We start from the raw sequence: 12110 nt of genomic DNA on the forward strand, positions 1-12110 counted from the left end.
TGGCGATCTTGTTATTTTGAATCTTTCTTTTTAAATGGCCACCATACCCCTTGGCCGAACGATACGGTAATAGCTGGAATGAGCAGCGGAAGAATGATCAACCCATAAAAAAGCAATCCAGTAATGACGATGGTTGCGATTTGGATTAAGCTCAGCACTCCAGAAGGCATCATGGCTGCAAATGTCCCAGCGAGAATGATGGCTGCTGTGATTACTACTGTGCCCATTTTAGCCATGGAAATATGCATGGCTTCTCGAATATCAATAGTAGCTTCTTCATTAAATCGATCGAGAAGGAAGATCGAATAATCGACCCCCAAGGCAATTAACATCACGAATCCGAAGAATGGAACAGCCCACGTAATCCCGTCATAACCTAGAATATTGACGAAGACTAATTCGGCAATGGACAAGGACGTATAGTACGTTAATAATAATGACCCGATCATATAAACCGGCATAATAAGGGAGCGGAATAGCAATGTTAATACGATAAATAATCCTGCTACCATAATGGTTACTGTTCTGTTAAAGTCACTCTTTGAAATCGCAGCCAAATCTTCATTTGTACTTGAAATACCGTTATAGGCAATTGTTTTGTTTTCTAATGGTGTATTTTTAATCTGCTGCTGGACGGTTTGTTTGATTTCTTTTGTTGTATCGATGGCTTCTTTTGAATAAGGGTCATTTTGCAATATGACCTCAAGTTTTATCCCCTTTTTGCCAGCAAACGAATAGCGATTGATCGATGACTGAAAATCCTTATTAGTAAGTGTATCCTCAGGAATATAAACTCCGGTATCATGCAGAGCAGATGATTTTCCCATGGCAGATACCATATCCGTTGCTTCCGTTAATCCGTTTTGGATCTTATTTAATCCATCAACGGCAGATCCGACCCCGTTTGCTAATTGTGACAGTCCGTTTTTAAGCTGGCCGGCTTGGCTTGACTTGCTTTCAAGCTGTGTGGAAGCACCGGAAATAGACTGTTGAATTTGTCCGAGCTGCTGTTGGACCTGCGCCAGTTGGGCTGCTGCCTGCTGAACATTCCCGGTCTGCTGTAATCCTTGATTGATCTTTCCCAGCTGCTGGTTGATTTGTCCGAGCCCACTCGCCGCTTGAGAGAGCCCGCCTGTATTAGATCCAGCAGGTACCTGACTTGACATACCTGACAGCTGGTTCTGAATTTCTTTCAAGCCGTTCTTTGTATCCTTAATGCCATCTGTCGACTTCTCCAGTCCGTCGGCCACTTGGGCCAGCTGATTATCAGCATAAAAATCATTGACCACTTCTCCTGTCGGACGGGTAACTGTTCGAACTTTATCAACGTTATTGTTCTTATTAATAGCAGCAGCCAAATCTTCCACATAAGGAAGCAGCTCGTTCGTAACGATTTCTTCGTCATCTTTAACGATGATAGTTAAAGGAAGCGACTCTCCTTTTCCAAATCCATCCTCAATTGCATGAAGTCCTTTTACCGAGTCATAACCACTGCCAATTTCGTTCACAGTATTGTAGGATAATTTTCCGTTGTAGAGAAGTAAAAACGGAACTGTGATTAGAGCGACCACCAGTATGGACCATAAAGGACGGTAAATGGAGAATTGGCCAAGACTTTTCCAAAGTTTGCTGTCTTTATGTGAAGCAGAGCGCTTAGAAGGCCAGAACAACGTTTTCTTCAAAATCGCCATGAAAAAAGGAACGAGCGTAAAGAGTACAAGCAGAAGGACAGCGATTCCAACGGCCACTCCCACGGCTGATTTAAAGATGGTAAATTCGGCAAATCCAATGGATAGAAAACCGATAAATACAGCTATTCCGCTGATGACTAAAGTTTTTCCTGCTGTCTTGTAAGTATTTGCTATCGCATCAACAGTAGAATGTCCAGCTGTAAGTTCTTCCTTATAACGACTTAATAATAAAATGCAATAATCCGTCCCGATCCCGAACAAAACAGCAACTAAAAAGATTTGAGTATAATTCGAGACAGGAAAGTCAAACCATTTAATAAAGAAAGCGACGATGGATTGACTGAGCAAGTAAGTCACACCGACAGCCAGAAGCGGAATGAAAGGAGTGACAAACGAGCGGAAAACAGCAAACAGCAAAACGAAGATAAGGACTACTGTTATGATTTCTGTCCGTTCAAGGCCTTTTTGACTGCTTTCATTTACATCATGATTGATGATGGATTGACCTGTGATATAAGCAGGAATTTCTTTCTTCAATACGTCTTGTTTGATCGTAGCTGCAAGCTGGTTGATTTCTTCTTCAGAACCTTCAACAGTCACCGGTACAAGAACCGTCTTTTGATCTTTAGATACCAGCTGATCTTTACTCTCCTCATTCTCAAAAGGATCAATAACACTGGAAACGGGCGAATCCATTTTTTTCAGTTCTTCAATCATCTCTGAAATGCTGGATTCCGTTTTATTATCAAGAGGCTGATCCAAGTCGTAAACAATAGAAATCGTTTCGTCACTTGCTCCGGAATCGTCAAGCAGTTCTTGAGCTTGTTGGGAATCAGCATCCTCTGGTAATTGCAGAGTACCGGCGTCTTCCGCCTGTTCTGTAAGATTAGGAGCTATGAATAACAGGAGAACGGTAACAGCAATGAGCGTTGTTGCAATGAACCATTTAAATCTTAAAATTTGCTTCATGCTTTATCTTCCTCAACTTTCATTATAGTTTTCAGCTTTTCAAAAATACGGATAAACTCTTCGATTTCTTCGCTCTCGAGCTCTTGAGCAAGCAGTCCCTCTATGTGGGTGGATATCGCTTCATTTGAAGTGTTCACGATTTCCTGACCTTCTCTTGTTAAAGAAATGGTCTTACCACGCTGATCAAGATTCGAACCAGTTACTTTAACGAGGCCCTGGCTGCTCAGCTTCTTAATACGGTTTGAAACGGCACTTTTATGCACACCTTGGAGGGAAGCGAGTCTCCCTGGAGAAACCTGCTCTGTCTTTGAGATGATTTGCATCATATGGAGCTGTTCAGATGAATACGTCTGAAAAACTTCATGGTCAATGGATTTAATGACTCGTTCCGTCCCATAAATCATAATGTCTTTAAACAATTCAATGGCATGATTCAGTTGACTGTCTATCTTCGCCACCTCCCATTTTCGGATCAAAAAGTTTATACCCTAAACAATAATAGTTTAATCCCTAAACTATAAAACAGCAAGCTGAAATTCACTTTACAGCAAAAAGATCATATGCAAACAAGCTTTTCTCTGTTTGAGTAGGACGGTAAATTATTCTCTTCATTTTTTGGAATGAGAGTATCCTTTTCATTTCATACTAAAAAGGAGGGGAGGTTTAATCATGGGAAAAGACAGACAAATAAAGAAATTGAAAAAATCAAAGCGCGTGGAATCGGATCGTGATCAAAACCTGCATTATCCGGGATCCACTAAACTTGAAGAGCCGGAAGCAGCAAGAAAAAGAAATCAGCATTAAAAGATTCCCTAAGGAGGTTAAAGCCTTTGAGCAAAAGACCTAAAGGACCAAAACAGCAAAAAGCCCCTCACTTGCCAAAAAGTCCATCACAACCTTACGGAGAACCGATGGAAGGTTCTCATAAAGTGAAAAACGCTAATCATTCAAGACAAAATCAGCGTACTTCACATGATATGTAAATCGTCAGAGGAGAAGAATGGGAAGCAGCATTCTTCTCAAACGGCCGAGAAGTTCTCGGCTGTTTTTTTACGGACGAAGCTTAGGAGAAAAAATCAACGAATGAGAGCTGTTGCACAAGGTTGTACATTGTGCATTTATCCCTTATCATAAATATGGTTTACATATAAGTTATGAATAAGCAGTGTGCGATAAATCAAATTATCCAGGGAGGCATCAACATGAAGACAGACATTGAAATTGCGGCAGCGGCGGAACTAAAACCAATAAACGAAATCACAGAAATGTTAGCGCTTACAGATGAAGATTGGGAACCTTACGGCCACTACAAGGCAAAATTATCCGACGGACTTTTAGAAAAGCTATCAGAAAGACCAGATGGAAAGATTATTCTGACAACATCCATTAATCCTACTCCGGCTGGTGAGGGTAAATCAACAGTTACTGTTGGCTTGGGACAGGCCTTAAATAAAATAGGAAAACGAGCTGTTATTGCACTTCGAGAGCCTTCACTCGGTCCAACGATGGGAATTAAAGGAGGAGCAGCTGGCGGAGGTTACTCTCAAGTGGTTCCGATGGAGGATATAAACCTCCATTTTACCGGGGATATCCATGCAATTACTACGGCTAATAATGCTCTGTCTGCCTTCATTGACAACCATATTCATCAAGGAAATGAGCTGCAGATTGATCCTCGAAGAATTGTTTGGAAACGTGTGATGGACATTAATGACCGAGCCCTTCGTGAAGTTATTGTTGGGTTAGGCGGCCCTGTAAAGGGTGTGCCTAGAGAAGACGGATTTAACATTACAGTTGCTTCAGAGATTATGGCTGTCCTCTGCTTAGCTAATGATCTTAACGACTTGAAAAAAAGGCTTTCAAGAATCGTTATTGGCTATACTTATAGTAAGGAACCTGTTACTGTGGAACAATTAGGGTTTGAAGGTGCATTAACATTACTTCTAAAAGATGCGATCAAACCGAATCTGGTACAAACGCTTGAAAATACTCCTGCTATCATCCATGGAGGTCCATTTGCAAATATTGCCCATGGCTGCAACTCATTAATGGCTACAAAAATTGCAGCGAAGCTTGGAGAATTCGTCGTTACTGAATCTGGATTTGGAGCGGATTTAGGAGCAGAAAAATTTTTAAATATCAAAACGAGAGCCGGTGGATTTGAGCCGGATGCAGTGGTCATCGTTGCGACGATTCGCGCCTTGAAAATGCATGGAGGACTGGACAAACAGAATTTGCAAAAAGAAGATTTTTCGGCCTTGGAGAAAGGGGTGGCCAATTTAAAGAAACATATGGAGACCATCTCACAATTCAACCTCCCATTTATCATTGCATTAAATAAATTTCCTGCAGACACTCAAAAAGAAATTGATTTTCTACTTGGATGGTGTGCAGACCAAGGAGCAGAAATTTCCCTAGTGGACGTTTTCTCTCTAGGAGGAGATGGGGGAATCGATCTTGCGGAGAAAGTGGCCGCTATGAGCAGTGTGAGAAAAAATGATTTGTCCTATACGTATAAACTTACAGATACGATAGAAGAAAAAATAAATAAAATCGCAACGAAAATCTATGGTGCCAAAGGGGTAGAATACTCGAATAAAGCACGAAAGCAGTTAAGTGAGATGACCGCTTTAGGTTATGACCGGTTTCCAGTTTGTATGGCCAAAACCCAGTATTCTTTATCCGATGACCCTACACTATTAGGCCGGCCGGAAAACTTTACGATCCAAGTACGTGAACTTCATCCAAGCATTGGAGCAGGCTTTATCGTTGTTTTAACCGGAGAGGTAATGACGATGCCTGGCCTACCGAAAAAACCCGCTGCCCTCAATATGGATGTCTTAGATAACGGAACGATAAAAGGCTTATTTTAACTCTCATCCGCCGTCAAATTCTAGGCGGCGGATGAGAGTTTTTGCTACAATCAATGTGTACATATTCAGAAGAAGGGGGATCCATCATGAAGGTAGACATTGGAGTTACAGGCTGGGGGGATCATGCGTTGTTGTATCCAGAACAAACTAGGCCTGAAGATAAATTAGCAGCCTATGCTTCCCATTTCCCTGTTGTGGAAGTGGATACAGCTTTTTATGCCATCCAGCCGGTCTCCCGATATGAAAAGTGGCTGCAGCAGACTCCTGAAACCTTTTCTTTTGTTATCAAAGCCTTTCAACAGATTACAGGTCACGATCGGGAGTCAAAAACGGTAAGGGAGGCAAAAGATTTACTAAAGCGCTATGAAGAATCGATTCAGCCGGTTGTTGAAGCTGGAAATTTAAGAGCGCTGTTGTTTCAATTTCCGCCCTGGTTTGATGTGAGAAAAGAACATATTCAAAAGCTCCGTTTCATTCGTGAATGGCTCTCGGAATACCCGTTAGCCCTTGAATTTAGAAATAGATCATGGTTTACCGGCCACTATAAAGAGCAGACACTTCAATTTATGAAGGAAGAGCAATGGATTCATACTATTTGTGATGAACCGCAGGCTGGAGAAAGTTCAATTCCCATTGTTCCGGAACCGACTCATCCCGAAAAGACGCTCATTCGTTTTCACGGTCGAAACGTCCATGGCTGGAATAAGAATGGACGAAAAGACTGGAGAAAAGTCCGGTTTCTTTATCGATATAACGAAGAAGAATTACAAGAATGGGCCAACCGCATCAAGACTCTAGCTGAAAAAACGCCGGAAGTAACCATTCTTTTTAACAATAACTCCGGTGGAGATGCAGCAGATAATGCAAAGCAGCTTCAGCAAATACTGAACATTGAATATACAGATTTAAATCCAAGACAAATGGATTTATTTCAGCTTGGAGGAGACGATGAATAGAGAAGCTGTGATGAAACGAATGCGGGGGTTCGTAAAGCAAAGGTTTTCGGAAGATTATACCGGCCACGATTTTTTTCATATGCTGCGAGTGGCAGAATGGTCCAAGAAGCTTGCTGATGCTGAAGGAGCAGATCCTTTGCTCAGTGAGACAGCAGGGCTTCTTCACGATCTGGGAGATCATAAATTGTCTGGAGATCCTACACAGGATTTTTTGGAAAGAGATCATTTGCTGGCTGAAGTTGGCTTCAGCAAGGATGAAATCGTCCAAGTCAGTGAAGCGATCGCTACTGTCTCTTATTCGAAAGGAGAGATCCCCTCAAGCTTGCTCGGAAAAGTGGTGCAAGATGCGGACCGGCTTGATGCGATCGGGGCGATTGGAATTGCTCGGACGTTTGCCTACGGAGGAGCCAGACAGCAACCCATCTATAATGACTCAAACGGGAACACCTCGCTTTCGCATTTTCACGAAAAGTTATTAAAGGTTGTCACTTTAATGAATACAGAAAGCGGAAGAAAGGAAGCTAAACATCGTCATCAATTCATGGTAAAGTATGTAGAAGAGTTTAAGAGAGAATGGAGCATCCTCAGTGATTAATTTCTGCCATTCCTTTGAAGGAGGCTTTATTTTATGAAAAAGAATGAAGAAGCGTATCTTGATTTATGCCGGACAGTACTTTCAAGCGGCACGAAGAAGAGTGATCGGACGGGAACGGGAACGCTTTCGCTCTTTGGTCACCAAATGCGGTTTGATTTAAAAGAAGGCTTTCCTCTTTTAACGACCAAAAGAATCCCTTTTCGTTTGATTGCAAGTGAACTTTTGTGGTTTATCAAAGGGGATACGAATATTCGCTTCCTTTTAGAGCATAACAATAACATTTGGAACGAGTGGGCATTCCAAACGTGGATTGAAAGTGGGGAATATGAAGGTCCCGATATGAGTGATTTTGGAAGAAAAAGCTTAAAGGATCCTGAATTTAACCAACTTTATCAAGAAGAAATGAAGCGATTTAAAGAACGGATACTCACCGAAGATGAATTCAGCAGAAAATATGGCGGACTCGGATCGGTTTATGGAAAACAATGGCGTGCATGGGAAACAACAAGAGGAGAGACGATCGATCAACTGAACGATGTGATCGCTGGCATTAAGTCCAATCCAGATTCCAGAAGACATATTGTAACGGCTTGGAATCCTGAAGATGTACCTGGCAACATGGCTTTGCCGCCATGCCACACGATGTTCCAGTTTTACGTGGCTGACGGAAAACTTTCCTGCCAGCTCTACCAGCGCAGCGCTGACATCTTTTTAGGCGTCCCTTTTAATATCGCAAGCTATGCTTTGCTGACACATCTCATTGCTAATGAATGTTCTTTGGAAGCTGGTGAGTTTGTTCATACTTTAGGTGACGCTCATATTTATTCAAACCATACAGCACAAGTCAAAGAGCAATTGACAAGAAAGCCAGGACCTTTACCGTCTCTCTCCATTCGCTCTAAAGATAAATCCATTTTTGATATCACTATGGAGGATCTATCCATTGATGGTTATGACCCTCATCCAAGCATTAAAGCACCAGTGGCTGTGTAACGACTAGGAACGAGGTGATAAGTAATGATTTCATTCGTATTTGCCATGGATCGAAATCAATTGATCGGTAAAAATAATGACCTTCCCTGGTATCTTCCTAATGATTTTAAGTTTTTCAAGGAAACGACATGGGGGCAGACGATTATTATGGGAAGAAAAACTTTTGAATCGTTTGGCAAACCCCTGCCAAACAGAGAACACGTGATATTGACAAGAAGCGGGAATTTTCATGATCAAGAGTGCAAAGTTGTGCGTTCCATTAATGAAATTCTTACCATGGAAAAAGAAAACCCGGAAAAAGAGTGGTTTGTCATTGGGGGAAGCGTCCTGTTTAAAGAAATGATGCCCTATGCGGATAAAATGTATATGACCTTCATTGATGAAGAATTCGATGGAGATACGTATTTTCCCTCAATTGACTATACAAAGTGGAGGCTCTCACACGAAACCAAAGGTAAAAAGGATGAGCGCAACCCTTATGATTACTATTTCCGGATTTACCAGCGGGTAGAAACAGAATGAGAAGAGATGTGTGCTGTGCGATCCTGGCTGGTGGCGGTTCGAGACGGATGGGGAGGATAAAGCGGAGCTTATTTTAGATGGAGAGCCTGTGGTGGCAAGGATTATGAATACTCTTCAGTCCATCAGCTCGACTGTAGTGCTCAATCGCAATCGGCCTCTAACAAAAGGGGAGATCTCTATACCAGTCATCAAAGACCGCCTGCACGACGTCGGACCGCTTGGCGGGCTGCATGCAGTCATTCATGAACGGGAGGAAGAATGGTTTGTGCTTTCCGCCTGCGACACGCCATTTGTGAGCCCTGCATTATATCAGTATCTGCTTAAACAGTGTCATGCAGGTGTGAGTGCAGTAATACCGATTTATAAAGGCAGGATGCATCCTTTATCCGGTGTCTACCATCGAAGCTTATCCACTGTACTCGATGATTATCTTCGTAAGGGAGGCAGAAAGATAAGCGGCTTCCTTGAGGCCGTCCCTGCTGTGTTTGTTAAAAGCTTCCCGACAATAGAGGAAAGCCAGCTCGCTTCGCATTTTTTTAATATGAATACAAAAGCTGACTATGAAGAAGCTTTAAGGATCGTGGAAAATTAGCGGTAAACAAAGACAAGCTTTAGAATAAATGATATGATAGAAGTAACTTAAGTTTACAACATCAGCATTCTTAAAAAGGCGGTGAGTTCCATGCTATCTAGTATAGGAATCCCGGGATTGATTTTAATTACAGTGATTGCCCTTGTTATTTTCGGCCCGAAAAAACTTCCTGAAATTGGAAAGGCAGCCGGTCAAACGCTGAAAGAGTTTAAGAAATCAGCTCGTGATTTAACTGGAGATGTAAATAACGAAATTTCCAGTGCGAAGAAATCATTGGACGTGACTAAGGACCAGCAAAAATAAACGATACATTATGGAGTGATGAAAGATGTTGTCTAATATCGGGGTACCAGGCCTGATTTTAATTTTAATTATTGCTCTCGTCATTTTTGGACCATCAAAACTGCCTGAGATCGGAAAAGCTTTCGGCAGTTCGTTAAAGGAATTTAAAAAAGCGACGGGTGACATGATGTCTGATGGCGATGATGAAGATAACAAAAATAAAAAAGACAAGCAGGTATAAAAATTTAACTCGAAAGTGTAAGGGTTTCCCTTACATTTTCTTTATGGGAATTTTCCTTTTATCTGCTTTTCTGTATGTAATTGATCGAGGTTAAGGCTGAGACCGCCTTCTCAGCCTGGAGGTGTGCGAGTAATGTCTGAACACAATGATACAGTTGATCTGGAAATGAATGTCACGGACCATCTCAGCGAGTTACGGAAAAGAATCATTTGGACCCTCGCTGCGTTTGTCGTTTTTTTCATTATCGGGTTTGTTTATTACCGGAGGATTTATGCTTTCTTTGTAGATGGCCTTCCGTTTAATCTCCACGTGACAAGTCCGGGTGAAATAATTTGGATTTATTTTACAATGGCGACGATTGTAGCGCTCGTAGGGACTCTCCCTTTTTTGTGTTTGCAGATCTGGCTGTTCGTAAAACCGGCGCTCACGCCGAAGGAACAAAAAGTATCGCTTGCGTATGTGCCGGCCATCTTTTTGCTTTTTCTTGCAGGTTTATGCTTTGGTTACGTCGTGTTTATCAAACTGATTCTGCCTTTTCTTCTTTCATTAAATCAAGGAATGTTCACGGAAATTTTTACGGTAGACCGTTATTTTAAGTTTTTGTTCCGGGTAACGATTCCCTTTGCTGTTTTGTTTGAGATTCCGATTCTTACGATGTTTTTAACAAGTCTGGGAGTAGTCAATCCCCACTTTCTCGTTAAAGTTAGAAAGTACGCTTATTTCGTTCTTGTAATTATTGGAACAATTATCTCTCCACCTGACTTTATTCTGCAATTGGTCGTCGCTGTACCTCTCATTCTTTTATATGAAATCAGTATTATGCTATCAAGGATTGTTTATCGGAAGAAAATTAAAAACCACCAGGAGTTTATGGAGAGTTCAGATTGAATCCTCATGAGAGGATTCTTTTTTATGGAGATGTAAAAGCTTTGCTAAATAATAACTTCCATGATAAAAAGAAAACAGTATAAAAGACCGGAGGGGACTTAGAGTGAGATCTTTTTACCACTATATGATGCGTTATCGCGGAAACAAGGAAAACAATGACGACAAAAAATTGGCTGACTGGATGTTTGAAGATCATAGTTTTCCGAAACAGGCGAAAACCTATGATGAAATAAGCAGTTATTTAGAATGGAATATTCCGTTCACGAATGCTTTATCCGTTTTTGACAAATTATATGAAGCTTATCTAACTGAAGAGTCCTGACTGAATAAGTATCGACTAAGGGAGGATCGACGTGAAGATTTTACATACTGCCGACTGGCACTTAGGAAAAATTGTGCATTATCTTCATATGACAGAAGATCAAAGATTTATATTGAATGAGTTTCTTTCCATTGTGAAACGTGTAAAGCCTGATGCTGTCATCATTGCGGGGGATTTATATGACAGATCCATTCCTCCAAAGGAAGCAGTGGAATTATTAAATCAAGTCTTAACGAGACTTACAAATGAGCTTGCAGTTCCTGTACTTGCGATTTCCGGAAATCATGACAGCCCCGATCGTTTGGAATTTGGGGCTGAATTATTCCGTAAGCAAGGTCTTTATCTTGAAACAAAGTTAAAAAAGAACCGCGAACCTATAACTCTTTATGATGATGACGGCCCCGTACACTTCCATTTGATTCCGTACCTGGAGCCGGCGGAAGTCGCATACGTCTTTGAAGATGACCGTATTAAGACGCACCACCAGGCAGCGGAACAATTAATTAAGGATATCCACGACAGGTTTAATATGGCTGAACGGCATATATGGGTCGGTCATGCATTCTTGGCAGGAGGGATGGAAACCGACTCGGAAGAAAGACTTTCCATGATTGGAGGCAGCCCTTATGTTGAGGCAGGCTTGTTTCAATCATTTACCTATACCGCCCTCGGCCATTTGCATCAGCCCCAGCAAGTAACCAGCCCTTCTATTCGCTACAGTGGGTCCATATTGAAGTATTCTTTTTCGGAAGCCCGTCATCATAAATCAGTTACGTTAGTCGAGCTTCCACCTGAAGGACGTCCAATTATTGATAAAATCCCTCTTGTTCCTATGAGAGACTTTGAAATTGTAGAAGGATATTTTGAAGAGCTCATGAAAGGAGAGGCAGCTTCCTCGATGGAAAATTACCTTCATATTAGGCTTTTAGACGACGGCCAGTTAATTGATCCGATGGGGAAGCTCCGGAAAATTTATCCGAATATTTTATATTTAGAACGCAAAAACGTTGCGAGAGACCAGCAGCTTAGTGAATTAAATAAAATGAAAGAACGGCAGCAAATGTCCCATTTGGATTTGATCGCTTCCTTTTATGAAGAACTGAAGGGGACTTCGATGCCGGAAGAACGAAAACATTTAGTACAGCAGGCAATAGCAGCCCTTAAAGAAACGGAAAGGGGTAGATAG

General features: G+C 41.6%; 15 protein-coding genes. 13 read left to right on the forward strand and 2 right to left on the reverse strand.

Annotation, left to right across the window (positions count from 1 at the left end; genetic code table 11):
• Window positions 1-11: 11 nt before the first annotated feature.
• Window positions 12-2660, reverse strand: coding sequence for an MMPL family transporter (locus tag MUN89_RS12390; protein ID WP_244708126.1), 2649 nt, complete (start codon window positions 2658-2660; stop codon window positions 12-14).
• On the reverse strand, window positions 2657-3136 hold the full coding sequence (locus MUN89_RS12395) for a MarR family transcriptional regulator (protein ID WP_244708127.1): 480 nt from the start codon (window positions 3134-3136) through the stop codon (window positions 2657-2659). The genes MUN89_RS12390 and MUN89_RS12395 overlap by 4 nt, the downstream gene beginning before the upstream one ends.
• A gap of 193 nt (window positions 3137-3329) precedes the next feature.
• Between MUN89_RS12395 and MUN89_RS12400 the strand changes: the two genes are divergently transcribed.
• The 13 genes from MUN89_RS12400 (at window position 3330) to MUN89_RS12460 (ending at window position 12110) form a co-directional block, all read left to right on the forward strand.
• Window positions 3330-3464, forward strand: coding sequence for a YpzI family protein (locus MUN89_RS12400; RefSeq protein ID WP_244708128.1), 135 nt, complete (start codon window positions 3330-3332; stop codon window positions 3462-3464).
• A gap of 26 nt (window positions 3465-3490) precedes the next feature.
• On the forward strand, window positions 3491-3643 hold the full coding sequence (locus MUN89_RS12405; RefSeq protein ID WP_244708129.1) for a small acid-soluble spore protein P: 153 nt from the start codon (window positions 3491-3493) through the stop codon (window positions 3641-3643).
• A gap of 219 nt (window positions 3644-3862) precedes the next feature.
• Entirely contained in the window at window positions 3863-5533 is a 1671-nt protein-coding gene (locus MUN89_RS12410; protein ID WP_244708130.1) for a formate--tetrahydrofolate ligase, read from the forward strand.
• 86 nt (window positions 5534-5619) lie between these two features.
• Window positions 5620-6489, forward strand: a complete 870-nt coding sequence (locus MUN89_RS12415) for a DUF72 domain-containing protein (RefSeq protein WP_244708131.1) — start codon at window positions 5620-5622, stop codon at window positions 6487-6489.
• Window positions 6482-7084 carry an HD domain-containing protein gene (locus MUN89_RS12420; RefSeq protein ID WP_244708132.1) on the forward strand — a complete coding sequence of 201 codons (603 nt, stop codon included), beginning with the start codon at window positions 6482-6484 and terminating at the stop codon, window positions 7082-7084. The genes MUN89_RS12415 and MUN89_RS12420 overlap by 8 nt, the downstream gene beginning before the upstream one ends.
• 33 nt (window positions 7085-7117) lie before the next feature.
• Window positions 7118-8077, forward strand: coding sequence for a thymidylate synthase (locus MUN89_RS12425; RefSeq protein WP_244708133.1), 960 nt, complete (start codon window positions 7118-7120; stop codon window positions 8075-8077).
• A gap of 24 nt (window positions 8078-8101) precedes the next feature.
• Complete coding sequence (locus tag MUN89_RS12430; RefSeq protein WP_244708134.1) at window positions 8102-8599, forward strand: dihydrofolate reductase; 498 nt, start codon at window positions 8102-8104, stop codon at window positions 8597-8599.
• A gap of 10 nt (window positions 8600-8609) precedes the next feature.
• Window positions 8610-9191, forward strand: a complete 582-nt coding sequence (gene mobA, locus MUN89_RS12435; RefSeq protein ID WP_244708135.1) for a molybdenum cofactor guanylyltransferase — start codon at window positions 8610-8612, stop codon at window positions 9189-9191.
• 90 nt (window positions 9192-9281) lie between these two features.
• Window positions 9282-9494: a twin-arginine translocase TatA/TatE family subunit gene (locus MUN89_RS12440; protein ID WP_244708136.1), complete on the forward strand. Its 213-nt coding sequence runs from the start codon at window positions 9282-9284 to the stop codon at window positions 9492-9494.
• A 25-nt stretch (window positions 9495-9519) separates the two neighbouring features.
• Complete coding sequence (gene tatA, locus MUN89_RS12445; protein WP_244708137.1) at window positions 9520-9714, forward strand: twin-arginine translocase TatA/TatE family subunit; 195 nt, start codon at window positions 9520-9522, stop codon at window positions 9712-9714.
• A 132-nt stretch (window positions 9715-9846) separates the two neighbouring features.
• Window positions 9847-10602: a twin-arginine translocase subunit TatC gene (gene tatC / locus MUN89_RS12450; protein ID WP_244708138.1), complete on the forward strand. Its 756-nt coding sequence runs from the start codon at window positions 9847-9849 to the stop codon at window positions 10600-10602.
• A 103-nt stretch (window positions 10603-10705) separates the two neighbouring features.
• Window positions 10706-10924, forward strand: coding sequence for a YozE family protein (locus MUN89_RS12455; RefSeq protein WP_244708139.1), 219 nt, complete (start codon window positions 10706-10708; stop codon window positions 10922-10924).
• A gap of 31 nt (window positions 10925-10955) precedes the next feature.
• The gene (locus tag MUN89_RS12460; RefSeq protein WP_244708140.1) at window positions 10956-12110 is read left to right on the forward strand and encodes an exonuclease SbcCD subunit D; all 1155 of its coding nucleotides are present in this window, start codon (window positions 10956-10958) and stop codon (window positions 12108-12110) included.

Origin of the sequence: Halobacillus salinarum (assembly GCF_022919095.1) — a bacterium.
Classification (GTDB): domain Bacteria; phylum Bacillota; class Bacilli; order Bacillales; family Halobacillaceae; genus Halobacillus_B; species Halobacillus_B salinarum.

Coding starts and splice junctions, on each gene's coding strand:
- MUN89_RS12400 (WP_244708128.1), top strand. CDS start 3,330: ATGGGAAAAGACAGACAAATAAAGAAATTGAAAAAATCAAAGCGCGTG.
- tatC (WP_244708138.1), top strand. CDS start 9,847: ATGTCTGAACACAATGATACAGTTGATCTGGAAATGAATGTCACGGAC.
- MUN89_RS12390 (WP_244708126.1), bottom strand. CDS start 2,660: ATGAAGCAAATTTTAAGATTTAAATGGTTCATTGCAACAACGCTCATT.
- MUN89_RS12415 (WP_244708131.1), top strand. CDS start 5,620: ATGAAGGTAGACATTGGAGTTACAGGCTGGGGGGATCATGCGTTGTTG.
- MUN89_RS12425 (WP_244708133.1), top strand. CDS start 7,118: ATGAAAAAGAATGAAGAAGCGTATCTTGATTTATGCCGGACAGTACTT.
- MUN89_RS12420 (WP_244708132.1), top strand. CDS start 6,482: ATGAATAGAGAAGCTGTGATGAAACGAATGCGGGGGTTCGTAAAGCAA.
- tatA (WP_244708137.1), top strand. CDS start 9,520: ATGTTGTCTAATATCGGGGTACCAGGCCTGATTTTAATTTTAATTATT.
- MUN89_RS12410 (WP_244708130.1), top strand. CDS start 3,863: ATGAAGACAGACATTGAAATTGCGGCAGCGGCGGAACTAAAACCAATA.
- MUN89_RS12430 (WP_244708134.1), top strand. CDS start 8,102: ATGATTTCATTCGTATTTGCCATGGATCGAAATCAATTGATCGGTAAA.
- MUN89_RS12440 (WP_244708136.1), top strand. CDS start 9,282: ATGCTATCTAGTATAGGAATCCCGGGATTGATTTTAATTACAGTGATT.